Here is a 24,094-nt window from a genome sequence, read left to right as displayed (position 1 = left end):
GTCCTAACTGGTCGAACGGGTCGTGCTGGTCGAACGGGACGTGAGAGGTGCGATACCCGGCCGCGGCGTCGGTCAACCGCGGAGTCCGCCGGGATCACCACCCGGTGGGCAGCGGGCGGCCCTCGGCGAACCCGGCTGCGGACTGGATGCCCAGCACCGCGTTCGCGTGCAGGTCCTCCAGCGTGCGGGCCCCGGCGTACGTACAGGTGCTGCGGACACCGGCGCAGATGTGATCGAGCAGATCCTCGACGCCGGGGCGTTCCGGATCGAGGCGCATCCGCGAACTCGAGATGCCCTCTTCGAACAGGCCTTTGCGCGCCTGGTCGAACGCGCTGTCGGTGGCGGTGCGAGCGGCGACGGCCCGCTTGGACGCCATGCCGAAGCTCTCCTTGTAGGCGACACCGGCCGCGTCGACACGCAGGTCGCCCGGGGACTCGTGTGTACCGGCGAACCACGATCCGATCATCACGTTCGAGGCACCGGCCGCCAGGGCGAGGGCGACATCGCGCGGATGACGGACCCCACCGTCGGCCCACACGTGCTTGCCGGACTCGCGGGCCGCGGCCGCGCACTCCTCGACGGCGGAGAACTGCGGACGGCCGACGCCGGTCATCATGCGGGTGGTGCACATCGCGCCGGGCCCGACCCCGACCTTGACGATGTCGGCACCCGCGGCGATGAGGTCGCGCGTTCCCGCCGCGGAGACGACGTTGCCGGCCGCGAGGGGGACACCGAGACCGAGGCCGGCCACGGTGGCGAGCGCGTCGAGCATCTTCTGCTGATGGCCGTGTGCCGTGTCGAGCACGAGCAGATCGGCGCCGGCGTCGACGAGGTCCTTCGCCTTGGCGGCGACGTCGCCGTTCACTCCGACCGCGGCGGCGATCCGCAGGCGGCCGTGGGCGTCGACCGCGGGACGGTAGATGGCGCTGCGCAGCGCGCCGGTGCGCGTGAGGACTCCGGACAGCAGGCCGTCCGGCGTCTCGAGGACGGCCAGGTTCTCGTGTCGCGACTCGAGCAGATCGAAGACCGCCCGCGGGTCGATGTCCACGGGTGCGGTGACGAACGCGCTCTCCATGACCGTCCCGAGGCGCGCGAAGCGATCGACATCCGTGCACGCTGCCTCGGCGACGATGCCCACGGCCCGGCCCGCGTCGACCACGACGACGACACCGTGCGCCCGCTTGGGCATCAGGGCCAGCGCATCGGAGACCGACGCGTCCGGGGTGAGCGTGACGGGGGTGTCGGCGACGAGGTGGCGGCTCTTGACGAAGGCGACCGTCTCGGCGACGGCGGCGGTGGGCACGTCCTGCGGCACGACGACGATGCCGCCGCGGCGGGCGACCGTCTCGGCCATGCGCTTGCCGGCGACGGCAGTCATGTTGGCGACGACGACGGGCACGGTGGTCCCCGATCCGTCCACCGTGGCGAGGTCGACGTCGAAGCGCGACGTGACGTCGGTCCGGTTGGGAACGAGGAAGACGTCGTCGTAGGTGAGGTCGTACGGCGGGCGGCGATCGTGGAGGAACTGCACGGGGCGTCATCCTACTGCGGGTCGTGCACCGGCCGGGACCGAGCGGTCCGCGGTTCCCCCGCGGTGGCCTGGACCCGGCTGAGGGCGATCGTCGTGAGAACCATGACGGCCAGGGCCGCGATCACCACCGGACCCCGGACACCGCCGACGTCGATCCGTTCGTCGAGGACGACGACGCCCAGGGCCACCGCGGCGAGCGGCTCGCCGATGGTGACGGCCGGCAACGACGCGGCGAGCGGCCCGGCCTGGAACGCACGCTGCTGGAGGTAGAACCCGGCCACCCCGGCCGCGACCAGCGCGTAGGTCTGCCAGGACGTCGCCGCGGCGAGGAACCCCCGTTCGACGAGATCGGTGACGTATTTCGTGAACGCGACCGCGACGCCGAACAGAAGCCCACCGGCGATGCCGAACGACAACGCGGCCCGCGACGCTCGGCGTCCGGCGGAGGCACCCACGGCCGCCGCGACGAGGGAGATTCCGACCACCACCGCCAGCGGCCACGCCCACGCCGCCCACGGCGCGTCGGCGTCGCCCTCCGTCGGCTCGCCGACCGCGACGAACACGACCAGCGCGGCCGTCAGGCCGACCGCGGCGAGCCACGTCGACGGACGCATGCGTAGCCCCGAGAACCGCGCGGACAGCGGGAGCGCGAACAGCAACATGCTGACCAGCACCGGCTGCACCACGGCCACCGATCCGACCGCCAGAGCGGCGACCTGGACGAGATAACCGCCCACGTCGCCCCCGACCCCGGCCCACCACCGCCCGCTGCGCAGGACCCCGCGCACGAGCGCACCGTCCGGCACCGCCGCGGCGGCGGACTGCTGGGCCACGGCCGCACACGCGAAGAGCGCAGCGGCGATCAACGCGAGGACGATCGCGATCGAGGACGACGCCGGGGCGGTCACGGCCTCACGCCTGGACTTCGGACCTGTCCTCGCTCCACAGAGTGTGGAACTTGCCCTCGGCGTCGACCCGCTCGTAGGTGTGCGCGCCGAAGAAGTCACGCAGGCCCTGCGTCAGGGCGGCGGGGAGACGCTCGGCGCGCAGTCCGTCGTAGTACGACAGGGCGGAGGCGAAGCCCGGCACCGGAATGCCGAGCAGCGTCGCGGTGGACACCACCCGTCGCCAGCTGTCCACGGCGTTCTCCACGGCCTCACGGAAGTACGGCGCCAGGATCAGGCTGGGCAACTCGGGGTTCTCGTCGTACGCATCCTTGATGCGGTTCAGGAACCGCGCACGAATGATGCAGCCGCCCCGCCAAATGGTGGCCAGGTCGCCGGGGTGGAGGTCCCAGTCGTACTCGGCGCTGCCGGCCGCGATCTGATCGAAACCCTGGGCGTAGGCGATCACCTTCGAGGCGTAGAGCGCGGACCTGATGTCCTCGACGAACGCGTCGACGTCCAGCGGCTTGTCGGCGAGGGTGCCGGAGGCCAGCCCGCGAGCCGCGGCGCGCTGGTCGCGCGCACCGGACAGCGCCCGCGCGAAGACCGCCTCGGCGATGCCGGTGACGGGAACACCGAGATCCAGTGCGGACTTGACCGTCCACCGGCCGGTGCCCTTCTGCTCCGCCGCGTCGACGACGACGTCGACCAGGGGCGTGCCGGTCTTCGCGTCCTTGTGCGAGAGCACCTCCGCGGTGATCTCGACGAGGTAGCTCTCGAGGTCGCCCTCGTTCCAGGTGCGGAAGACGTCGGCGATCGCGTCGGGATCCTTGCCGAGCGCGTCGCGCAGCAGGTGGTACGCCTCGCCGATGAGCTGCATGTCGGCATACTCGATGCCGTTGTGCACCATCTTCACGAAGTGGCCGGAGCCGTCGGGTCCGATGTGGGTGCAGCAGGGGGTGCCGTCGACCTGCGCCGCGATGGACTCGAGCAGGGGTCCGACGGATTCGTACGACTTCGCCGGTCCGCCGGGCATGATCGACGGCCCGTTCAGGGCGCCCTCCTCGCCGCCGGAGATCCCGGCACCGACGAAGAGCAGACCGCGCTCCTTCAGATCGGCTTCGCGACGGATCGTGTCCGTGTACAGCGCATTGCCGCCGTCGATGATGATGTCGCCCTCGTCCATCACGGCCGCGAGTTCCTCGATCACCGCATCGGTGGGATCGCCGGCCTTGACCATGATCACCACGCGGCGCGGCGTCTCCAGGCTGGCAACGAAGTCCTCGATGGACTCCGACGGGACGAACGTGCCCTCGCTGCCGTGGTTCTCGATCAACGCGGTGGTCTTGGCGCTGCTCCGGTTGTGCACGGCGACGACGTGACCGCGCCGGGCGAAGTTGCGCGCCAGGTTGGAACCCATGACGGCGAGGCCGGTGACGCCGATCGGGGCGAGAGGAGTGGATCCGTCGGATGTGTCGCGTGGAGAGGTCATGCGCCCAGCTTTCCCTGCCCGGCCCCGGCTGAAAAGTCCGGGGCCGGGCAGGGGCCGGCGTGCGGGTCGGCTCTAGTCGGTCGACGCGTGCGACGCACGGCTGCGGAAGCCGCCGCCGTGAGTGCCGGTGTCCCGGCGGGGTGCGGCGTCGCGGCGCGGTGCGCCCTCGCGGCGGGGTCCACCCTGGCCGCGGTAGCCGCCGCCCTCGCTGCTGCGTCCGCGGTAGCCACTGCCCTCGCTGCTGCGTCCGCGGTAGCCGCCGCCCTCGTTGCCGCCACGCCGCGGTGCACCGGCCGGACGCTCGCGACGCGGCGCCTCGCGCACGGGCTCGCCCGACGGCTTCTGGGCGCCGGTGATGGCGCCGAGCTCGGCCGACCCGGGGGCGACGTTCACCTCGGTGACCTTGACGCCGGCCTGGCCGGTGAGGCGACCGATGATGCGGCGCTGGTTCGGCAGGGCGATCGCGACGACGGTGCCGGCCGCTCCAGCGCGCGCGGTGCGACCGGCGCGGTGCATGTAGTCCTTGTGGTCGGCCGGCGGGTCGACGTGGACGACCAGGTCGATGCCGTCGACGTGGATGCCGCGTGCGGCGACGTCGGTGGCGACGAGCACCGGGGTGCGGCCGTTCTTGAACCGGTCGAGAACGCGGGTGCGCTGGTTCTGCGCCTTGCCGCCGTGCAGCGACTCGGCGTGGATGCCGACGGCGCGCAGGCGGTCGGTGATGCCCTCGCAGCCGAGCTTGGTGCGCGCGAACATGATGGTGCGCCCGCCCTGGCGTGCGGCGATCTCGGACAGCACGATGTCCTTCTGGCCGCGTCCGACGTTGAGGATGTAGTGCTCCATCGACTCGACGGCGGCCTTGCTGTCGCCGGTGGAGTGCTGCACGTGGTCGGGCAGGAACCGGCGCACCAGGGACTGCACCTCGCGGTCGAGCGTCGCCGAGAACAGCATGCGCTGGCCGTTCGCGGCCGTCAGTCCGAGGATCTCGCGGACCTCGGGCAGGAAGCCCATGTCGGCCATCTGGTCGGCCTCGTCGAGGGCCGTGATGCACACGTCGTCGAGCAGGCAGGTGCCCTGACGCAGGTGGTCGCCCAGTCGACCGGGCGTGGCGACGAGGACGTCGACGCCGCGGCGGAGCTGGTCGGCCTGCCGGCCGAACGGGGTGCCGCCGACGGCCGGCCGCACCGACAGGCGCAGCGGGGCGGCGTAGGTCTGCAGGGAGTCCACGACCTGGAACGCGAGTTCACGGGTGGGCACCAGGACGAGCGCACGCGGGCGCTTCGCCGCGGGCGTGTCACCGAGCTCGGCGAGGCGGGTGAGCATGGGCAGGCCGAAGGCCAGCGTCTTGCCGGACCCGGTCTGCGCGCGGCCGAGGACGTTGCGGCCGGCGAGCGCGTCGCCGATCGCCATCGACTGGATGGGGGAGGGAACGGTGATGCCCTTCGCGGCGAGGGCCGTCACCACGGGGGCGGGGAGGCCGAGCTCGGCGAAGGTGGTGGTGACGGCCGCATCGGCGGCGGTGGTGACGGCCGCATCGGCGGCAGGGGACAGCGGTGTTGCGTCGATCAACGCGGGGGACCTCTCGGGTTACGGGCGCGCCGAAGTCGACGGCGACGTGAAGCGCCGATCGACGAGACGAGCCAGGGCACACATCACCTGGCTCGCAGGGCGGGGGATCCCGCCGGACCACGAAAGAAGGTGTCTCGAACGACCGCGAAGCCGGAGCGCGGAGCGCTCGGGTCGGCGGTGAAGGAAATAACGTGCCGTATCGAATATCTGATGGTTCGACGTGCGAACCATCGACCACACTACGCGACGAGGGCGCCCGACCACGACTCGTGTGAGCAGCGCAACCGGTCAGCGGCCCGTCAGTCGGCGCAGTTCCGTCAGCCACGGCACGGCGACGTAGATGGTGGGCACCACGAGGATCGCGGCGGAGGCGAGATAGGCGAGCGCAGCGACGCGATGGTCCGGTCCGGGCCGGGCGAGCCGCTCGACGCGCACGAGGGTGCTCGGCCCGCCGGCGGCGAGTGCACCCTTGGGCGCCGCGGAACCCGCGCACGCGACGAGTGCGCGCGCCAGCGGCTTCGGGCCGGTGACGCGAACAGCACTGTCGTCGGCGAGAAGTTCGACCAGCAGTTGTACCGAGCCGAGCGCGGACCGACTCCGGACCAGGCGGGGAAACGCCTGGTTGACGGCCATGAACGCTTCGAGCACCAGGTCGTGTCGGGCCCGCAGGTGCGAGCGCTCGTGGGTCAGGATCGCCGCGAGCTCTGCGTCGTCGAGGTGGGCGAGGGTGCCCTCGCTGAGCACCACGCGCTGCCGGAGACCGGGGAGGCAGTAGGCGATCGGGTCGAGCGAGTCGAGCACCCGCACGTCCGCGCCGTGCCGGGACGGGGTGTCCGAGCCACGGTCGAGGATGTCCACCAGGGTGCGATGCCGGGCGCGGCGACGACGCGTCTTCACCGCCACCAGCGACGTCGCCCACACCAGTCGAGCGCCGATGACGAGGGTGACGACGAACACCGAGACGTAGACGATCCACAGCGGAAGACCCAGGGCGGCGATCTCCGCGGTGGGCGCCGTGGTGGGTCGGCCGTCCGCACCGGGGACCAACAGCTGACTGGCGATGGCGAGACCCGACGAGAACGCGGAGAGGACCGCGGCCAGCGCGATCGCCTGCCACAGGACGAGCGCGGCCCGCGGCGTGCGGTGCGGCCACGTCGCTCGGGCCAGCATCGCGGGGACCGGGCCCGCGAGCAGCAACGCCAACGCGGCGAATACGAGCGCGGTCGGTGCGTTCATGTCCTCGGGTTCGTCGTCGGGCGGGTGCGCTCAGTCGGAGCGGGTGTCGGGATCCTGCTCGTCCAATGCTGCCAGAGCCCGGCGCAGCGCCGCTGCCTCGTCGGCGCTGACGCGGCCGACGAAGTGGACCAGGGCCGCCGCCCGCCCGCCGGACCGATCGGCCTGGTCGAGTGCATCGACCATGAGGCTCGCGACGAGTTCCTCCCGGCCGTGGACGGGGGAGTACCGGTGCGCACGATCGTCGCGGCGCTGGGTGACCAGCTTCTTCTTGGCCAACCGCTGCAGCACCGTCATGACGGTGGTGTAGGCCAACTCGCGCCGGGACGCCAGAGCCTCGTGGACCTGCCGCACGGTCTGCGGGGAGTCGCTGGCCCAGAGATGTTCCATCACCGCACGTTCGAGATCGCCCAGGCCTGCCATTCGGCTCATGCTACGGCTTCTCCGACACGAGTGCGTATTACGGGGTGTAGTAGGGCGCGTCGAGCCGCGGGTGGTGAACCGAACGCGGTGGGGCGGGACGGCGCTACTGTGACGCGGTGGCCCTCCTCGACACCTCGCTGGTCAGTGGACCGCTCCCCACCGTCGTGACGTCCGTCGGCGTGGTCGGGCTGGTCGTCCTGGTGGTCTCGCGCAGTCGTCGCCACCTCCTGCGGTCGGTGCCGATCTGCGTGCTCGCCGCGGTCGCGCTCACCGCCGTCGGCTGGGTCGTCGTCGAGAAGATCTGGCGGGGATTTCCGGACCCCATCCAGATCGCGGTCTACGTCTGGATCGGTGTGGGGCTGCTGGGTCTGCTGTTGCTGATCCCGCGAGTCGTCGCCGCACGCCGATGGTGGACGAAGGTCCTCGCCGTGCTCGCGACCGTCGTCGTGGTGGCCACCGCCGCGCTGCAGGTCAACCTCGTCTTCGCGGCCTACCCGACACTCGGGAGTGCCCTGGGGCTCGACGCCGCCGAGCAGGTCGGACTCGACGAGGCGACGGACCGGTCGTCCGACCCGATCACCGGCTCGCCGCTCGAGTCCGTCTGGACTCCGCCGCCGGATCTGCCGTCCGGGGGTCGCATCCTCGACACGCCGATCCCGGGCACCGCCTCGGGGTTCGCGGCGCGCAACGCGCAGGTCTACCTGCCGCCCGCGTACTTCGCTCCGCGCCGTCCGCTGCTCCCCGTCCTGGTCCTCCTGGCGGGTCAGCCCGGTGCCCCGGACGACTGGCTCACCGGTGGCCGACTGGTCCAGACGATGGACGCGTACGCCGCGGATCACGGCGGACTCGCGCCCGTCGTCGTGGTCGCCGACGCGACCGGAAGCGCCGTCGCCAACCCGCTCTGCGTCGACTCGCCTCTCGGCAACGTCGCGACGTATCTCTCGACGGACGTGCCGACCTGGGTACGCGCCACCCTGCAGATCGACCCCGACCCGACGTCCTGGGCCGTCGGCGGACTGTCCTACGGCGGCACCTGCGCTCTGCAGATGGCGACGAACTTCCCGCAGGTCTATCCCACGTTCCTCGTCCTGTCGGGACAGCTCGAGCCGACGTTGGGGGACAAGCAACGCACGCTCGACGCGGCGTTCGGCGGAAGCGAAGCGGCGTTCGAGGCCGTCAACCCGATGAACCTCATGGCCACCCGGCGTTACGACGGGTCCGCCGGCGTGTTCGTCGTGGGTGCCGACGATCCGGAGTACAAGGGGTACGCCGCGCAGTTGGTGGCCGCCGCGCGTGCGGCGGGGATGGACGTGCAGTACCTCGAGGTGCCCGGTGGGCACAGTTACCAGACGTGGTCCGAAGGCCTCCGACGCGAGATCGGGTGGCTGGGAACCAGAACAGGAATCACCGCGTGAACGCCACCCCGAACACCGGCAGCACCGAGCCCGCCGCGCCGACGGTCGAGGCGCCGGCCGACTCGCCCCCGTCCACCCTGCGTCGCCTCCGGACGTCGATCACGCGGCAGGTGGGCCGCGCGGTACCGACCGTGCGCGACGGTGCCCGGCGCGCGCCGGTGACGCTGGCCGTCCTCGCGATCATGTGGGGCGTCTTCGTGGTCGGCATGCTCACCACTCGGAGCGTGCGCAGTTTCGTCGACCACCATCTGGCCCTCGGCATCGTGCCGATCGAGAACCTGCGGCTGTGGACCCCGCTGACCTCGGGCGTCGTGGTCGTGGGGTGGCTCGCGGCGATCGCCTCGACCGTTCTCCTTCTCGCGGTCGCGGCACCCACCGAGCAGCGGCTCGGCTCGCGGCGATTCGCGGTGGTGGCGGTGCTCACGCAGGTGGGCGGATCGGTGGTGGCGCTCGCGTTCGCGGCGGCTGCGCAGGTGCTCGACGAGGCGTGGGGTTTCCAACTGCATCTCGGCGTCTTCTCCGGACCCTTCGCGTGGATCCTCGGCACCCTCATGGCCGCGAGCGCGTCGGCCACCACCCTGTGGCGACGACGCATCCGGGTCGGCCTGGTGGCCTTCACCGCGGTGCTGGCCCTGTTCGGTGGGCACCTCGGCGACGTCATGGCACTGGCGACCGTGGCGGTGGGCGCGGTGGTCGGGCCGCTCGTGATCGGCCGGTCCCCGCGGGGTGCGCGGTTGGCGGGCACGCGGCGCGAGGAGCGCGTGCTGGTGGCCCTGGTCGTCGCCGCCAGTGCGCTCGGACCGATGATCGCGGCGTTCTCCCCGAACGCCGTCGGACCCCTGGCGGTTCTGCGTGAGTTGTTCCGCAGTCAGCCGTGGACGGTCGACGAGGTCAACCTGGTCTGCGCCGCGGATCAGACGTCGGCCGACTGCCGCCGGGGGCTGCTCGACCTGCGTCTCGGTGGCGTCGGCCCCGTGGTGGCCAGCGTGCTGCCGTCCGTCTATCTCCTGGTGCTGGCCGACGGACTGCGCCGCGGGCGACGTTTCGCCTGGATCGCCGCCGTCGTCGCGCAGGCGGCCCTGGTGGTGTTGGCCGCCGCCAACGTCCTCATCCGCTTCGTCGACGACAACGACACCATCTTCTACGGCACCGCCGAGCCGACGCTCTACCGTTCGGTCGTGCCGTTCGTGGTACCGGTACTGGTGCTCGCGCTTCTCGTCGCGACTCGCCGGCGCTTCGACGTCGCCGCGCCGCGCGGTACCTACCGCGGACTGTGGACCGTCGTCGCCGCCACCGCCGTCGGGCTCGGCGTGCTCTACGTCCTGGTGGGCACGTGGATCCGGCGCAGTTTCGACGGCGACCCGTCGGTCGTCGCGCTGCTGCTCGACTACCCCCAGCGACTCGTCCCGCCCGTGTTGCTGCAGTGGTTCGACGCGCCCTTCCTCCCGAACAGCGGAGCCACCACCCTGCTCTACGAATGGACCGGCATCGCCTTCTGGCTGGTCCTCGTCGTCCTCACGGCCGCCTCGTTCTCCCGTGTCACCTACGGTGTCGATTCCGACGCGGCCGAGCTGGCGCGCGATGTGCTCCGTGCGTCGAGCGGCAGTGCCCTGTCCTGGATGACCACCTGGCGCGGGAACCGGTACTGGTTCACCGACGACGGGCGCAGTTACGTCGCGTTCCGGGTGATCTCGGGCGTCGCGCTGACCACCGGGGACCCCGTCGGGCCGCCGGCCGACCGCCGGTCGGCAATCGTGGGGTTCGCCGAGTACGCCGCTGCCAACGGATGGTCGCCCTGCTTCTACTCGGTCACGCCCCACGCCGCGGCGATCACGTCGGACCTCGGGTGGGAAAGCATCCAGGTCGGCGAGGAGACCGTGTTGCCGCTGAAGGATCTGGCCTTCACCGGCAAGAAGTTCCAGGACGTGCGCACCGCGGTCAACCGCGCCAAGAAGGCCGGGGTCGAGGCCGAGTGGATCTCGTTCCCCACCGCGCCGCTGGCGGTGACCGATCAGATCACCGCGATCTCGGAGGAGTGGGTCGCGGACAAGGGGATGCCCGAGATGGGGTTCACCCTCGGCGGGCTGGACGAGGTCGACGACCCCGCGGTGCGCTGCCTGGTGGCCATCGACGAGCACCGCACCGTGCACGGCGTCACGTCGTGGATGCCGGTCCACCGCGACGGCGTGGTGGTGGGTTGGACGCTCGACTTCATGCGGCGCCGATCCGAGGGGTTCCGTCCGGCGATGGAATTCCTCATCGCCTCGGCCGCACTGTCGCTGCAGGAGGAGGGCGCGGAGTTCCTCAGCCTGTCGGGGGCACCGTTGGCCAAGGTCGGTGATCCCACCGAGGACAGTCCGCAGGCGACGACGTTGTCGACGATGCTCGAGCGGCTGCTCGACGTCGTCGGACGCACCCTGGAGCCGGTCTACGGCTTCCGGTCGCTGCTCGCGTTCAAGTCGAAGTTCCAGCCCGTGTACGAGCCGATGTACATGACGTTCCCGGATCCGGCGGCCCTGCCGAGCATCGGCAACGCCATCGGGCGTGCCTACCTGCCGGACGTCTCGATCGCGCAGAGCGTGCGGCTGGTGCGCACGATGATGGACCGCTAGGGACGGGTGTCCTCGGCGGGGCGCCGGTCGCGGACGTGGCGCGTTCCGATCGGTACCACCAGGGGACGGTCCGACACCGGATCGTCGATGACGGCGGCAGCGAGCCCGAACACCTCGAGCAGGAGTTTCTCCGAGATCACCTCGGCCGGGGTCCCGGACGCGACGATGGACCCCTCGTGCATCACGACGAGGCGGTCGCTGTAGCGGATGGCGAGATTCAGATCGTGCAGCACCATCACCACGGTGCGGCCCATCTCGTCGTGCATCCGGTCGACGAGGTCGAGGACCTCGATGGAGTGCGCGAGATCCAGATAGGTCGTGGGCTCGTCGAGGAGAAGCACGTCGGTGCCCTGCGCGAGGGCCATGGAGATCCACGCGCGTTGACGCTGCCCACCGGAGAGCTGGTCGACCGGCCGCTCCGCCAGTTCCTCGATGCCCGTCAGCTCGAGCGCCCGCGCCACCTCGGCCTCGTCGTCGCGGGACCATTGCCGGATCCACGACTGGTGCGGGTGGCGCCCACGGGCCACGAGATCGGCCACCGTCAGTCCCTCGGGGGCGATCGGGGACTGCGGCAGGACGCCGAGGGTCCGCGCGACGTCGCGGGTCTTCATGCTGCCGATCGCCTTGCCGTCCAGCGTGACCTGCCCGGTCCGCGGGGTGAGCAGCCGACCCAGCGCGCGCAGCAGGGTCGACTTCCCGCAGCCGTTGGGCCCGATGACGGTGGTGATGACACCGGTGTGCACCGCGAGGTCGAGTCCGTCGATCACCACCCGGTCGCCGTAGCCGACCGAGATGCCGTCGGCGGCGAGGCGATGCTCGTGCGCGAGAGGGGAAGCGCTCATACCGACGCCTTTCGATTGGCCTTGATCATCAGATACAGCAGGAACGGTCCGCCGAGGGCGGAGGTGACGATGCCGACCGGCAGTTCCGCCGGCAGGATCGTCCGGGCGACGAGGTCGGACCCCACCACGATCGCCGCGCCGGTCAGCGCCGATGCGACGATCGGCGGCTCCGGTGAGCGGGTCAGGCGCAGAGCGATCTGCGGGGCGGCCAGCGCCACGAAGCCGATGGGTCCGGCGACGGAGGTCGCGACGGCGGCCAGGGCGACGGCGACCACGAGCAGCGCGGCCTGCGAGCGCTGCACGTTCACGCCCAGGGAGCGCGCGGTGTCCCCGCCGAGACGCATGGCGTTCAGGCGGAAGGACAGCGCCAGTGTGGCGGTACCGAGGACGACGACGACGGCGAGGACCGGCCACACCTGCGTCCAGGTCGCGCCCGCCAGCGTGCCGGTGAGCCACAACTGCGCGCGGGTGACGTCGGTGATGGTGGCGCTGACCAGCAGCCACCCGATCAGGGCGATGTTCATGGCATTGATGGCGATGCCGATGAGCACCAACCGCATGCCTTCCACTCCGCCGCGCCAGGCGAAGACGTAGATCAGCGCCGCCGTCAGGAAGGCGCCCACCAGGGCCGCGGTGGAGGTGCCGAGAGTGGCCAGGACTCCGACGGCGGTTCCGGTGCCGCCCAGCACGATCAGCGCGACCGCGGCGACACTGGCGCCCGAGGTGATGCCCAGGATGTCGGGGCTCGCGAGCGCGTTCCGGGTGATCGACTGGGTGACCGCACCCGCGACGGCCAGCGCCGCGCCGACCAGGGCACCCGTGAGGGCCCGCGGCAGCCGCAGCTCGGTCACGACGAACCGTTCGATGCGCGAGCCACCGCCGAGCAGCACGTTCACCACGTCCGGGATGGACAGGGGGTAGTCGCCGCGGCCGATGTTCAGGCAGAAGAGCAGGAACAGCGCCGCGGTGACGGCCAGCGTGATCAGCACCCGGGTGGGGCGACGCACCGTGGAGAACCGGCCGATCCGGAACGCCGGGCGCCCCGCGACCCGCGTCTCGGGCGTCGTGGTCCCCGGGGCACTCACAGCGCCACCAGCTTCCGGCGCCGGACGAGGGCGATGAAGAACGGCCCGCCGATCAGGGCGAGCACGATGCCGACCTGGAGTTCGCCGGGACGCACGACGACACGCCCGACGACGTCGGCGACGAGGAGCAGCAACCCGCCCAGTGCGCCGGAGAAGGGCACGATCCAGCGGTAGTCGGGTCCGACGATGGATCGCGCGATGTGCGGGACCACCAGGCCGACGAAGGCGATGGGTCCGCAGGCCGCGGTGGCGGCGCCGGTGAGCAGGGTGATCGCGACGATGCCCGCGGTCCGGGTCAGCGCGATGTTCGTGCCGAGGGAGCGGGCGACGTCGTCGCCGAGTCCGATGGTGTTCAGCGCCGGCGACCCGGCCGCGGCGACGACCAGTCCGGCGAGGACGAACGGGAGCACCGTCCAGAAGATGTCGATACCGCGGCCCGAGACGGACCCGACGATCCAGAAGCGGTAGCTGTCGAGCGTCGCCTGATCGAGCAGAACCACCGCGTTGGTCAGCGCCTGCAGGAAGAACGCCACGGCGGCACCCGCGAGCGCCAGGGACAGGGGATTGGCCCGACCACCGCCGATGGATGCGCTGCCGAACACCACGACGCTCGCGAGGGCGGCGCCGGCGAAGGCGAACCAGAGGTACCCGCCGGGGGAGGTGATGCCGACGAGGTAGATGGCCATCACGACGAAGAACGCCGCGCCCGCGTTGAGTCCGAGCAGTCCCGCGTCGGCGAGAGGGTTGCGGGTGTGGCCCTGGATCAGGGCTCCCGCGACGCCCAGGGCGATGCCGACCAGCAGACCGAGTGCCGTGCGCGGCAGACGGAGCGACCGCACGATCACGTCGGTGTCCGTCCCGGTCGAGCCGACCAGGGCGTGTGCGATCTCGGCGAAGGTCAGTGGGCGGGCGCCGACGGCGATGGACATGGCGATCACCAGCACCAGCGCGACCGCGAGGACGAGCAGCCCGCCCGTGCGGCGTCGCCGCGTCGCGGCGGACGAGGTGTCGGGCGGGATCGCGGTGAAGCCGTCGGCGACCGCGACCTCCGCGCGGACCACCTCCGCCGCGCGTCCGTCGCGGCGGAAGGCCGCGCGAGTGCCGATGGCGCCGTGATGGTCTCGGTCGCGGAGAACGAGTCCGGCCATGGTCTTGCCGACGCTCTGTCCGGCCCGTCCGTCCCGGAGGCCGCGGTTCCACCAGGCGATGCCGACGGCGCTCAGCATCGCGAGCGACGCGAACACGGCCCGGTCGATCTCGCCTCCACCGTTGGCGTCGGTCAGCGAGCGGACGACGACGGCGCCGATGAACAGGGGAAGGGCGGGCAGGGCGACGTCGACGGCGATCGCGAGCAGCCGTGGCGCGGGCCCGGGCGGCCGACGGTCGAGGGTGGCGTAGTCACGATCGGAGGGCAGCGTCGAGACGCGAGCGGTGCGCTCGGACACGGTGCCTCCTGGTCGTCGGTCGGGTGACGCGCGGTCGCGGATCGGGGTTACGCAAGCCTAACCATAGTCCTGCGCATCGCCCTCGACGGCCGTCTCGGGTCTGTGACGGGTCCCACCCCATTGGAGCATCGGTCGTCAGGTTAGGCTTACCTCAATTCACGAACGGAGGTGGGCGATGACCGTCGTCGACGAGGTCGGAGTGGCGGGGGAGTTCGATCGGGCCATGTCGTGGCTGCGTGACCTCGACCCCGTCGCTCCTCGGGTGTACGCGGTGGCCGACATGCGTCACCAGACCAAGCGCCGATGGTGGGCGTTGACAGCCGGCGAGTCGTCGGGCCGCTTCGCCGCCCTGCAGGCCAGGGCGATGGCGGACCGCGGCGACCCGGCGCAGGCCGTACTCGGAGTCGCCGCCGATCTCGTCCACTGTGTGGTCGGTCGGGTCGCGGCGTCCTTCGTCGGCGTCGGTCGGGTGTGGGACCCGGGTCCGGAGAACCTCTGGGTCCACGTCGACAGCGATTGCGGTATCGACTGGGTCGGGGTGTGGGACGTCGTGCTGCGCGACACCGGCTCACCCGCGGGGCGTGCCGGGGTGGTGTCCCTGCCGTGCGAACGGTCGCTCGCGGCCTGGACGGCGCACCGCGCCTCGCGATCCCTGGACGTGGTGACGCGCGGGTTGTCGACGCGCGGCCCGATCGACGCGGACGCCGTCGGCCGCATCGTCGGTGACTCCGTGCTGGGCGCGTCGGTGCGGGTTCCGCACCTGGGCGCCGTCGACCCCGAGGTGGGGTGGCGCCGCGGTCAGCTGCTGCTCGACGCGTTCACGGACATCGGTATCCCGGTGCGGACCGGATCGATACGCATGACTTAGGGCAGCCTGTCCTATATAGTTCGACACGTCGGATCGAGCGGAGTCCTGAGGGCTGCAGTGACACCCGGTCCGCGCCCCGGTGGGCCTCGCGAACAGTGACGTTCGCGAGGCCCACCGTGCATCCGCTACACCACGGTTGATTGACTGAGCCGATGACCCCCACCGACCCCGATGCTCCCCGCTCGTCGCACGACGGCGTGAGCCCGGACATGGCTGCTCTGCTCGACACCGGTTTCGGCAAGCTGCTGGGACTGCGCTTCGCCCACCTGGGCCCCGACCGAGTGACGGCGACGTACGAGGTGCGACCGGAACTGCTCCAGCCTTTCGGCATCGTGCACGGCGGAGTCCACTGCGCCGTCGTGGAATCGCTGGCCAGCACCGGGGCCGGCCTGTGGTTCGAGCAGGGTCACGTGGTGGGAGTGTCCAACTCCACGGACTTCCTCCGCGCCGCGCGGGAGGGGACTCTGACCGGTGAGGCCACCCCGATCCACCGAGGGCGCACGCAACAGCTCTGGCTCGTCACCATCACCGACGAGCAGAGCCGCCCGATCGCGCGCGGTCAGGTCCGCCTGCAGAACATCGCCGACACGGGCAGCATCGGGCGCTGATCACCCGTCCCCGGTCAGCCCGCGCGTTCGGCGCTGGTCGGGGACGCCCCGGACGCTGCGCGCTTCTCCGTGCTGTCGACCTGCTTGCGTCGGCCCTCGGAATCGGCATCGGCCTTGGCATCCCGACGTCCCGCCGCGGAGTTGGCGTCGATGGTGCGCGTGGGGAGGGCCGCGTCGTCGATGCGGTTCTCCTTCTCCAGCGAGTTGAGCTGCTCGATGGCGAGGCGCGCGAACACCTGCTGTTCCGTGGACGCCATCTGAGCGCGTCCGCGGCCGAGGAACGTCACGAACCACGAGATGACCGTGGTGAGCCGATTGCGGTATCCCACCTGGTAGAACAGGTGCAGGCCGAGCCAGGCAACCCAGGCGATGAAGCCGCCGAACTCGAGCTTGCCCACCTTGCAGACCGCGCTGAAGCGCGACACGGTGGCCATCGAGCCCTTGTCGAAGTAGGAGAACGGCTTGCGCTTGCTCGGCTCCTGCCCGTCGAGGCCCGCCTTGATCGCCTTGGCGGCGTAGCGCGCGCCCTGGATGGCACCCTGCGCCATGCCCGGGACGTCCGGCACGGACATCATGTCGCCCACGACGAAGACGTTCGGGTGGCCCTTGACCGTGAGATCGGGCTCGACGATCACGCGGCCGGCGCGGTCGACCTCCGTGCCGTCGGACTGCTCGGCGAGCTGCTTCCCGAGCGGGCTCGCCTGCACGCCGGCCGACCAGACCTTGCACTGCGCCTCGATGCGGCGCTCGCTGCCGTCCTTGTCCTTGACGGTGATGCCGTCGTTGTCGACCCCGGTGACCATCGCGTTCAGCTGGATGTCCACGCCGAGCTTGCGGAGGCGGTTCGCGGCCTTCTCGCCCAGCTTCTTGCCCATCGGCGGCAGCACGGCGGGAGCGGCGTCGAGGAGGACCACCTTGGCGTCGCGCGCGTCGATGTTGCGGAACGCGCCGTCGAGCGTGCGGGTGGCGAGCTCGGAGATCTGACCCGCGAGCTCCACACCGGTGGGGCCGGCGCCGACCACGACGAACGTCATGAGACGTTCCCGCTCGGCGGGATCGGAGGACAGCTCGGCCTGCTCGAACGCACCGAGAATGCGGCCACGCAGCTCCAGAGCGTCGTCGATGGTCTTCATGCCGGGGGCGAACTCGGCGAAGTGATCGTTGCCGAAGTACGACTGCTGCGCGCCGGCCGCGACGATCAGGCTGTCGAAGTGGGTCACCGTCTCCCGCTCCAGCAGCCGCGACGTGACGGTGTTGTTCGACAGATCGATGCGCTCGACGTCACCCATCAGCACCTCGGCGTTCTTCTGCTTGCGCAGGATGACGCGGGTGGCCGGGGCGATCTCGCCGACGGACAGGATTCCGGTGGCCACCTGGTACAACAGGGGCTGGAACAGGTGGTGAGTGGTGCGGGCGATGAGCGTGACGTCGACGTCGGCGCGCTTGAGCGCCTGCGTGCCGAACAGGCCACCGAAGCCGGAACCGATGACGACGACGTGGTGGCGCTTCTTCTCGATCGTCTCGCTCATGTGTATCGCTCCTAGAAAAAAGGTCCGGTGTACGGCTCAACGCTAGTCTTCCGTGCCGACAGGGTTCACGCGAGCCCGACGAGGGGGTTCCCGATCCGACTCGTCCGTACGCTCCGGTGTGACCGAAGCATCGGTGACCGGGCACACTCGGTGACCGCCTGACGAGAGGATCGGCCGTGCAACTCGCCGTCCACTACCCCTACTTCTCCTACCCGGGCGGTGCGGCCGCCACGGCGACTCTGCTGTCGGACACCGCCCGCGCCGCCGAGGACGGCGGGTGCACGCTCTTCACGCTCATGGATCACTGGTTCCAGATGGAGAACCTCGCCACCGCGCAGGACCCGATGCTCGAGGGCTACACCGGCCTGGGGTTCCTCGCCGGCCGGACCGAGTCGATCCGGCTCGGCCTGCTGGTGACGGGAGTGACGTACCGGCATCCCGGGTTGCTCGCGAAGACCGTCACCACGCTGGACGTGCTCTCGGGCGGCCGCGCGATGCTCGGCATCGGCGCCGCCTGGTACGAGCGCGAGCACAAGGGCCTCGGCGTCCCGTTCCCAGCGATGAAGGAGCGGTTCGAGCGGCTCGAGGAGACCCTGCAGATCGTTCGACAGATGTGGAGCGACGACGACGGTCCGTACCGCGGCACGCACTACTCGCTCGAGGAGACCATCTGCGAACCCCGACCGCTGCAGGCACCGGCTCCGCCGATCATGGTGGGCGGGTCGGGGGAGAAGAAGACCCTCGCGTTCGTCGCGCGCTACGCCTCGCTCTGCAACCTGTTCGCGGCGGACAGCGACACCGTCGCCCACAAGCTCGCCGTGCTCCGGGAGCACTGCGAGCGGGAGGGCCGAAACCCCGACGAGATCGAGAAGACCATCATCTCCTCGCTCGACCCCGTCGCCGACCGTGACGGATTCCTTCGGGAGATGGAGACCTACGCCGCGATGGGCATCGACACGGTCTGTCTGAACCCGCACGGGGACGACCCCGCCGCGTGGGCCCGCGCCGCGACGGCCGCCGCCGTGACGCCGCTCGCCGAGATGGGGAACTGACATGGATCCGAACGGCAAGCACTTCCTGGTCGTGGGCGCCTCCGGCGCGCTCGGGTCGCGCATCGCCCGTCGCTTGGTCGAGGCGGGCGCGTCCGTGTCCCTGGCCGGCCGCGACGCCGACCGGCTCGCCGAGGTGGGCGGCACCGAGGCGCACGTGCTCGCGGGCGACCTGATCGACCCCACCGTGCCGGGACGGTTCGTTGCCGAGGCCGCCGAGCAGGCCGGCCGTCTCGACGGGGTGGTGATCGCGTCCGGTGTGGTCGCCTTCGGCCCGGCGGCCGAGGTCGACGACGACACCGTCGACGACCTGCTGCTGGTCAATCTCCTCGCGCCGCTGCGGCTGGTCCGAGCCGCGCTCGGCGCAGTGGGGGACGGCGGCGTGGTGGTCAATCTCGGTGCCGTCGTGGCCGAGAAGCCCGTCGGAGGCATGGCCGCGTACAGCGCGTCGAAGGCAGGGATCGGCGCGTTCCTCGCGGCGGCGCGTCCGGAAGCCCGACGGCGGAAGATTCGCATCGTGGACGTCCGACCGCCGCACACCGAGACCGGCCTCGCGACGCGTCCGGTGGCCGGCGAGGCGCCGCGGATGCCGGAGGGTCTGGACCCCGACGTGGTGGCCGACCGCATCGTCGCCGCCATCACCGGAGACGAGACCGACGTGTCGTCGACCGAGTTCGGCTGATCCGAGTCAGGGCGCGCCGCGCCGTGCCCGTCAGGGCGCGCCGCGCCGTCGCACGTCCGTCGGCGTCCGGCCCCACCAGCGGCGGCAGGCTCGGGTGAAGGTCGACTGCTCGGCCAGCCCGACGGCGGCGGCGATCTGCGTCATCGGCAGGTCGGTGGTGGTGAGGTAGCGCCGCGCCTCGTCCCGTCGCGCGTCGTCGAGGATCGCTCCGAACGACGTGCCCTCGTCGGCCAGTCGACGTTGGAGGGTCCGCGGGTGCATCGAGAGCAGGTGCGCGGCGCCCGACACGGTCGGTACACCGGTGCCGAGGGATTGGCCGACGATGGCGCGGACGCGCGGGGAGACCTCGGGGCCCCCGCCCGGACCGGACTGTGCGAGGAACGCCAACGCCAGGCGGCGCAGCGCGTCGTCGCCGCCGTGCAGCGGTCGTGCGGCCAGGGTGGCCGGTATCCGCAACAGCGCCGCGGCTCGGCCGGGGCGGACGGCGACACCGAAGAACCGCTCGTAGACCTCGAGGGGAGCGGGCGGGTCGTACGGCAGTTCCACCGACCGCAGCCCGTAGGGACCGCCGACGAGGGCGACGGTCGCGCGGTGCAGGAAGCCCAGTCCGAGATCGGTGCCCTGGATCGGCGCGATCACGCCCGGCTTCGTGCCGTAGCGCAGGGCCACCACCCCCGGGACGCCGTAGGGATCCTCCTCCACGGCGAGGAAGAGGGATTGCGCGTGCACGAAGAGGTACCGCTCGGTGCACTCGAGCGCCTCGCCGACGGTGGACGAGTTCTGGATGGCCAGGGCGAGCGGACCCAGCATTCCGAGGTCCTGTCGGCGGGCGATGCGCAGTCCCAGGTCGGGGCACCGCAGTGCAGTCGCCGCCACGTCGAGGGTGGCGGCCATCGCGACGTCCTCGACCAGCAGGTCGTCGGCGTCGAGGGCGGCCACCGGCAGGCCGGCGGCGCGCGCGAAGGCCTCGGCGTCGCCGCCGAGTTCCGCGACCGCGGCGCGGAACCCGCGAAGTCCGGCCGATCGGATGGCGGGCATGTCGCACAGAGTCAAGGACTTGTCGCGTGAAGTCAAGCGCCGGTGACGAGCAGTCGGGAGACTGGACGCCATGACCTCCTCCACCGAGCGCGACCACGCCCGCCATCTCGACGTCGTCGTCGTCGGAGCCGGACTGTCCGGCATCGGCGCGGGATACCGCCTGTCCACCGAGCACCCGGACAAGACCTGGGCGATTCTGGAAGCGCGACAGGCGATCGGTGGCACGTGGGATCTCTTCCGCTACCCGGGGGTGCGGTCGGACTCCGACATGTACACACTCGGCTACCAGTTCAAGCCCTGGCGTGACGCGAAGTCCATCGCCGACGGGGCATCGATCCTCGACTACATCCACGAGACGGCGCGCGAGTTCGGCATCGACCGCCACATCCGGTTCGGCACCAAGGTGGTGGGCGCGAACTTCTCCACCGCGGACTCACTGTGGACGCTCGACCTGCAGGTCACCGACGAGCAGGGCGACACCCGCTCCGAGACGCTCACGTGCACGTTCCTCTACAGCTGCGCCGGCTACTACGACTACGACAAGGGGTACGACCCGGACATCCCCGGTCTCGACTCCTTCGGCGGCGACGTGGTGCATCCGCAGTTCTGGCCCGAGGATCTCGACTGGACGGGCAAGCGAGTCGTGGTCATCGGCAGTGGGGCCACCGCGGTGACCCTGGTGCCGTCCATGGCGCCGGACGCCGAGCACGTCACCATGCTCCAGCGCAGCCCCACGTGGATCAGCGCTGTGCCGGGCCGGGACAAGCGCGCCGACACGCTGCGCAAGTATCTTCCGGCTCAGTTGGCGCACACCGTCATTCGGCTCAAGAACATCGCCTTCTCGACGGCGTTCTACCAGTTCTGCCGCCGCCGTCCGCAGGCCGCGCGGACGCTGCTGACCAACCTCTCGACCCGCATCCTGAAGGACGAGAAGCTCGTCGCCGAGCACTTCACTCCCGAGTACAACCCCTGGGACCAGCGCCTCTGCGCGGTCCCCGACGCCGATCTGTTCCGGGCGATGAAGAAGGGGAAGGCGTCGGTGGTGACCGACCGCATCGAGCGGGTGGAGGCCGACGGCATCCGGTTGGTGTCGGGGACGACGCTGCCGGCGGACATCGTGGTCACCGCGACGGGCCTACAGCTCCTGGCGTTCGGCGGCATCGAACTGTGCGTCGACGACGTACCGGTGACGCTGTCCGAGCAGTTCGTCTGGCAGGGCGCGATGATGACGGGCGTGCCGAACTTCGCGATCTGCATCGGCTACACCAACGCGTCGTGGACGCTGCGCGCCGACATCACCCACCGGTTGGTGTGCCGCGTTCTGGGGTTCATGGACAAGCGCGGCTTCGGCGCCGTGGTTCCCACGCCCGACGGCCCGCTCGAGGAACGTCCGCTGCTCGATCTGCAGTCGGGGTACGTCCAGCGCTCCATCGACGCCTTCCCGCGCCAGGGGGACCGTGGTCCCTGGCAGGTGCGGCAGAACTACGTGCTGGACAGCCTCACGACGCTGCGAGGGGACCTGAGCAAGACGTTGAAGGGGACGCCGCGTCGTGTGCGCGTGGGAGCGTCAACTGCCAGTTGACGGGTTGGGATCGTCAACTTATCGTTGACGTATGACGACTCCGGCACCGGTCACCCACGTTCGCCTCGACGATCTGATCCAGGCGATCACGTCGACCCACCCCGACACGCTCGACCGGCTGAGCAACGCCATGGTTCTGGCGGACCACCTCGGCGAGGTGGCCGATCACCTGATCGGTCACTTCGTCGACCAGGCGCGCCGGTCCGGCGCCTCGTGGGCGGACATCGGCAGGAGCATGGGCGTCACCAAGCAGGCCGCGCAGAAGAAGTTCGTCTCCAAGGCGTCGGGTGACGCCCCGATGGATGCGAGTGAGGGCTTCGCTCGCTTCACGCCGCGGGCACGCAACGTGGTGGTCGTGTCGCAGAACGAGGCGCACCGGCTCGGATCGACCGAGATCACCCCGGCGCACCTCGTGCTCGGGCTGCTCGCGGAACCGGAATCGCTGGGGTACCGCTTCCTGTGTGCGCAGGGGCCGTCCGCGGAGGCGATCCGCGATGCCGCCCTCGCGGCGGCCGAGGCTACCGTCGATCCCGACGCGGATCGCGGGCCCTTGATCCCCTTCGACGCCGCGGCCACGAAGGCTCTGGAACTCACCTTCCGCGAGGCGCTCCGCCTCGGACACGACTACGTCGGCACGGAGCACGTGCTGCTCGCACTCCTGGAGAACGAGAACGGCGACGGTCTGCTCACGTCGCTGGGAGTGGACAAGGCGCGGGTGGAAGCCGACCTCGTCGCCGCTCTCGACCTCTCGTGACTCACATGCCGCGGCGCATCACCGCGTAGTACGACGCGGGGAACAACCGGGCGAGCGCGTCCACGCCGAACGCGGTCGCCGCGATGAGCACCCGGCCCTTGCGCTTCTCGACGCCGTCGAGGATCCGCAGGGCCGCCTTGTCGGCGGGGTAGGTCAACAGCCGCGCGAACGTCGCCTTCCCGTCGGCGATCTCCTTCTCGGTGGCGCCGGCCGCGCTGCCGGCGGTCTCGGCGATGCGCGTCTTGATGCCGCCCGGGTGGACCGACGTGACGCCGATGTGTCCGGCCAGCTCGTGGCGCAGGCTCTCGGTGAACCCGCGGATCGCGAACTTGCTCGAGGAGTAGGCCGACTGCCCGGGCGGGGCGACGATGCCGAACAGCGAGGAGATGTTCACGATGTGCGCACCGGGGGACCGGCGCAGGGTGGGCAGGAGGCGGCGGGTGATGTCCACGGGCGCCGTGAAGTTGATGGTCATCACAGCGTCGAAGTCCTTGGCGCTGAGTTGCTCGAACGAACCACCGAACGCGATGCCGGCGTTGTTGATCAACAGGTCGATGCGGGGGTGCCGCTCGAGAATGCCGTCGAGCACCACACCCAGGGAGTCGAGGTCGGACAGGTCGGCCACGACCGCGTCGACGGACCGGCCGGGCGACTGCGCGCGCAGCGCTCTCTCGACATCGGCGAGACGCTCGCCGTCACGGTCGAGGATCACCAGATCCGTTCCGCGACGGGCCAGTTCGTAGGCCATCTGTTCGCCCATGCCGCTGGCGGCGCCGGTGACCAGCGCGACGGAACCGGGGAAACGGAACGGGGGCAACTTCGGCACGAGCTCTCCTGAGGGTCGGTGGCGACACGGTCGACGCTCCACAGTGCCCGACCGAGTGGAACCCTTCTTGACTCTGGACGACACTGCCGACTCTCGAACGACGGAGCGACCGGTCGCCTAGGCTCGGCCCGTGCCCACTCCGACCGGCCCCGCGCTCGCCTCCGGATCCACCACGGTCCGGGCCGCCCCGGACGCGGTGTTCGCCGTCCTGACGGATCTGGCCGGACTGGCGTCGATCGCCGTCGAGGCCGACTCGATGGAGTGGGTCTCCGGCACGCGAGCGGCGCCGGGGGCGGTGTTCCGCGGACACAACCGCAACGGTGTGCGTCGCTGGTCGACCCGCTGCACGGTCACCGACGTCGACGCCGGCCGGGCCTTCGCGTTCGACGTGGACTACGGCCCCCGCGGCGTCGTGCCGATCGCGCACTGGCGCTACGACCTCGACCCCGCGCCGGACGGCGGCACCCTGGTGACCGAGCGGATGTGGGACCGGCGGCCGTCGTGGTTCGTCGGGCTCGGCGGCCTCGCGACCGGCGTGCGGGACCGGGCCGCGGGCAACACCGCCAACATCGAGGCCACACTTGGTCGCCTCCGGGTCGTCCTCGAGCGCGGCGGGGCACACTGAGG

20 protein-coding genes and 1 pseudogene are annotated in these 24,094 nt (G+C 71.1%); 9 read left to right on the top strand and 12 right to left on the bottom strand.

The genetic code is table 11. From position 1 onward, the window contains the following. Positions 1 to 94: 94 nt before the first annotated feature. The 6 genes and pseudogenes from guaB1 to RC2_RS14090 all read right to left on the bottom strand — a co-directional run bounded on the left by guaB1 (position 95) and on the right by RC2_RS14090 (position 7,141). Positions 95 to 1,531, bottom strand: coding sequence for a GMP reductase (guaB1, locus tag RC2_RS14115; RefSeq protein ID WP_068147831.1), 1,437 nt, complete (start codon positions 1,529 to 1,531; stop codon positions 95 to 97). Between the two features lie 11 nt (positions 1,532 to 1,542). Continuing rightward, positions 1,543 to 2,439, bottom strand: coding sequence for a DMT family transporter (locus tag RC2_RS14110; protein WP_068147828.1), 897 nt, complete (start codon positions 2,437 to 2,439; stop codon positions 1,543 to 1,545). A gap of 4 nt (positions 2,440 to 2,443) precedes the next feature. After that, the gene (gene gnd / locus RC2_RS14105) at positions 2,444 to 3,907 is read right to left on the bottom strand and encodes an NADP-dependent phosphogluconate dehydrogenase (RefSeq protein ID WP_068147823.1); all 1,464 of its coding nucleotides are present in this window, start codon (positions 3,905 to 3,907) and stop codon (positions 2,444 to 2,446) included. A gap of 90 nt (positions 3,908 to 3,997) precedes the next feature. Then, positions 3,998 to 5,476: pseudogene (locus RC2_RS14100) on the bottom strand (DEAD/DEAH box helicase); the annotation flags it as partial. A gap of 288 nt (positions 5,477 to 5,764) precedes the next feature. Further along, a complete protein-coding gene (locus RC2_RS14095; RefSeq protein ID WP_068147819.1) occupies positions 5,765 to 6,712 on the bottom strand; it encodes a M56 family metallopeptidase in 948 nt (315 codons plus the stop codon). A 30-nt stretch (positions 6,713 to 6,742) separates the two neighbouring features. After that, entirely contained in the window at positions 6,743 to 7,141 is a 399-nt protein-coding gene (locus RC2_RS14090; RefSeq protein ID WP_174552329.1) for a BlaI/MecI/CopY family transcriptional regulator, read from the bottom strand. 107 nt (positions 7,142 to 7,248) lie between these two features. On the opposite strand from RC2_RS14090, the gene RC2_RS14085 reads away from it, so the two are divergent. Together RC2_RS14085 and RC2_RS14080 are read left to right on the top strand one after the other, a co-directional pair. Next, on the top strand, positions 7,249 to 8,547 hold the full coding sequence (locus tag RC2_RS14085) for an alpha/beta hydrolase (protein WP_068147813.1): 1,299 nt from the start codon (positions 7,249 to 7,251) through the stop codon (positions 8,545 to 8,547). Further along, complete coding sequence (locus RC2_RS14080; RefSeq protein ID WP_371828687.1) at positions 8,544 to 11,159, top strand: rhomboid family intramembrane serine protease; 2,616 nt, start codon at positions 8,544 to 8,546, stop codon at positions 11,157 to 11,159. The genes RC2_RS14085 and RC2_RS14080 overlap by 4 nt, the downstream gene beginning before the upstream one ends. Here RC2_RS14080 and RC2_RS14075 read toward each other — a convergent pair. The 3 genes from RC2_RS14075 to RC2_RS14065 are packed head-to-tail and all read right to left on the bottom strand — an operon-like array spanning position 11,156 to position 14,501. Then, on the bottom strand, positions 11,156 to 12,001 hold the full coding sequence (locus RC2_RS14075; RefSeq protein ID WP_068147810.1) for an ABC transporter ATP-binding protein: 846 nt from the start codon (positions 11,999 to 12,001) through the stop codon (positions 11,156 to 11,158). The two genes, RC2_RS14080 and RC2_RS14075, sit on opposite strands and share 4 nt — an antisense overlap. Beyond that, a complete protein-coding gene (locus RC2_RS14070; protein WP_068147808.1) occupies positions 11,998 to 13,086 on the bottom strand; it encodes a FecCD family ABC transporter permease in 1,089 nt (362 codons plus the stop codon). The genes RC2_RS14075 and RC2_RS14070 overlap by 4 nt, the downstream gene beginning before the upstream one ends. Continuing rightward, on the bottom strand, positions 13,083 to 14,501 hold the full coding sequence (locus tag RC2_RS14065; RefSeq protein ID WP_072681552.1) for a FecCD family ABC transporter permease: 1,419 nt from the start codon (positions 14,499 to 14,501) through the stop codon (positions 13,083 to 13,085). Before RC2_RS14065 ends, RC2_RS14070 begins: the two co-directional genes overlap by 4 nt. A 205-nt stretch (positions 14,502 to 14,706) precedes the next feature. On the opposite strand from RC2_RS14065, the gene RC2_RS14060 reads away from it, so the two are divergent. Further along, entirely contained in the window at positions 14,707 to 15,399 is a 693-nt protein-coding gene (locus RC2_RS14060) for a hypothetical protein (protein ID WP_072681538.1), read from the top strand. A 152-nt stretch (positions 15,400 to 15,551) separates the two neighbouring features. Further along, positions 15,552 to 16,007 carry a PaaI family thioesterase gene (locus tag RC2_RS14055; protein ID WP_068147802.1) on the top strand — a complete coding sequence of 152 codons (456 nt, stop codon included), beginning with the start codon at positions 15,552 to 15,554 and terminating at the stop codon, positions 16,005 to 16,007. A gap of 14 nt (positions 16,008 to 16,021) precedes the next feature. On the opposite strand, the gene RC2_RS14050 is transcribed toward RC2_RS14055, so the two are convergent. Continuing rightward, positions 16,022 to 17,536 (bottom strand): NAD(P)/FAD-dependent oxidoreductase, encoded by a 1,515-nt coding sequence (locus tag RC2_RS14050; RefSeq protein WP_082895470.1) that lies wholly within the window; start codon positions 17,534 to 17,536, stop codon positions 16,022 to 16,024. A gap of 176 nt (positions 17,537 to 17,712) precedes the next feature. Here RC2_RS14050 and RC2_RS14045 point away from each other — a divergent pair, with 176 nt between their 5' ends. After that, entirely contained in the window at positions 17,713 to 18,588 is an 876-nt protein-coding gene (locus RC2_RS14045) for an LLM class F420-dependent oxidoreductase (RefSeq protein WP_068147799.1), read from the top strand. Position 18,589: 1 nt separating this feature from the next. After that, positions 18,590 to 19,267 (top strand): SDR family NAD(P)-dependent oxidoreductase, encoded by a 678-nt coding sequence (locus tag RC2_RS14040; protein ID WP_068147797.1) that lies wholly within the window; start codon positions 18,590 to 18,592, stop codon positions 19,265 to 19,267. 30 nt (positions 19,268 to 19,297) lie between these two features. On the opposite strand, the gene RC2_RS14035 is transcribed toward RC2_RS14040, so the two are convergent. Then, positions 19,298 to 20,305 carry an AraC family transcriptional regulator gene (locus RC2_RS14035; protein ID WP_072681536.1) on the bottom strand — a complete coding sequence of 336 codons (1,008 nt, stop codon included), beginning with the start codon at positions 20,303 to 20,305 and terminating at the stop codon, positions 19,298 to 19,300. Between the two features lie 70 nt (positions 20,306 to 20,375). On the opposite strand from RC2_RS14035, the gene RC2_RS14030 reads away from it, so the two are divergent. Both RC2_RS14030 and RC2_RS14025 read left to right on the top strand, forming a co-directional pair. Further along, the gene (locus tag RC2_RS14030) at positions 20,376 to 21,887 is read left to right on the top strand and encodes a flavin-containing monooxygenase (protein WP_068144730.1); all 1,512 of its coding nucleotides are present in this window, start codon (positions 20,376 to 20,378) and stop codon (positions 21,885 to 21,887) included. 31 nt (positions 21,888 to 21,918) lie between these two features. After that, positions 21,919 to 22,641 (top strand): Clp protease N-terminal domain-containing protein, encoded by a 723-nt coding sequence (locus RC2_RS14025; RefSeq protein WP_068144727.1) that lies wholly within the window; start codon positions 21,919 to 21,921, stop codon positions 22,639 to 22,641. A gap of 1 nt (position 22,642) precedes the next feature. Here the strand turns inward: RC2_RS14025 and RC2_RS14020 are convergent, their stop codons facing one another. Beyond that, positions 22,643 to 23,467 carry an SDR family NAD(P)-dependent oxidoreductase gene (locus tag RC2_RS14020; protein ID WP_211266783.1) on the bottom strand — a complete coding sequence of 275 codons (825 nt, stop codon included), beginning with the start codon at positions 23,465 to 23,467 and terminating at the stop codon, positions 22,643 to 22,645. A 130-nt stretch (positions 23,468 to 23,597) separates the two neighbouring features. Here RC2_RS14020 and RC2_RS14015 point away from each other — a divergent pair, with 130 nt between their 5' ends. Then, entirely contained in the window at positions 23,598 to 24,092 is a 495-nt protein-coding gene (locus RC2_RS14015) for an SRPBCC family protein (protein WP_068144724.1), read from the top strand. Positions 24,093 to 24,094: the final 2 nt, after the last annotated feature.

Origin of the sequence: Rhodococcoides corynebacterioides NBRC 14404 (genome assembly GCF_001894765.1) — a bacterium.
In the GTDB taxonomy this organism is placed as follows: Bacteria; Actinomycetota; Actinomycetes; order Mycobacteriales; family Mycobacteriaceae; genus Rhodococcoides; species Rhodococcoides corynebacterioides.
The sequence above is the reverse complement of the archived record's forward strand: the minus strand, read 5'-3'. Positions and strand labels throughout refer to the sequence as shown.

Coding starts and splice junctions, on each gene's coding strand:
- gnd (WP_068147823.1), bottom strand. CDS start 3,907: ATGACCTCTCCACGCGACACATCCGACGGATCCACTCCTCTCGCCCCG.
- RC2_RS14095 (WP_068147819.1), bottom strand. CDS start 6,712: ATGAACGCACCGACCGCGCTCGTATTCGCCGCGTTGGCGTTGCTGCTC.
- RC2_RS14030 (WP_068144730.1), top strand. CDS start 20,376: ATGACCTCCTCCACCGAGCGCGACCACGCCCGCCATCTCGACGTCGTC.
- RC2_RS14090 (WP_174552329.1), bottom strand. CDS start 7,141: ATGAGCCGAATGGCAGGCCTGGGCGATCTCGAACGTGCGGTGATGGAA.
- RC2_RS14075 (WP_068147810.1), bottom strand. CDS start 12,001: ATGAGCGCTTCCCCTCTCGCGCACGAGCATCGCCTCGCCGCCGACGGC.
- RC2_RS14025 (WP_068144727.1), top strand. CDS start 21,919: ATGACGACTCCGGCACCGGTCACCCACGTTCGCCTCGACGATCTGATC.
- RC2_RS14055 (WP_068147802.1), top strand. CDS start 15,552: ATGACCCCCACCGACCCCGATGCTCCCCGCTCGTCGCACGACGGCGTG.
- RC2_RS14040 (WP_068147797.1), top strand. CDS start 18,590: ATGGATCCGAACGGCAAGCACTTCCTGGTCGTGGGCGCCTCCGGCGCG.
- RC2_RS14060 (WP_072681538.1), top strand. CDS start 14,707: ATGACCGTCGTCGACGAGGTCGGAGTGGCGGGGGAGTTCGATCGGGCC.
- RC2_RS14050 (WP_082895470.1), bottom strand. CDS start 17,536: ATGAGCGAGACGATCGAGAAGAAGCGCCACCACGTCGTCGTCATCGGT.
- RC2_RS14035 (WP_072681536.1), bottom strand. CDS start 20,305: ATGCCCGCCATCCGATCGGCCGGACTTCGCGGGTTCCGCGCCGCGGTC.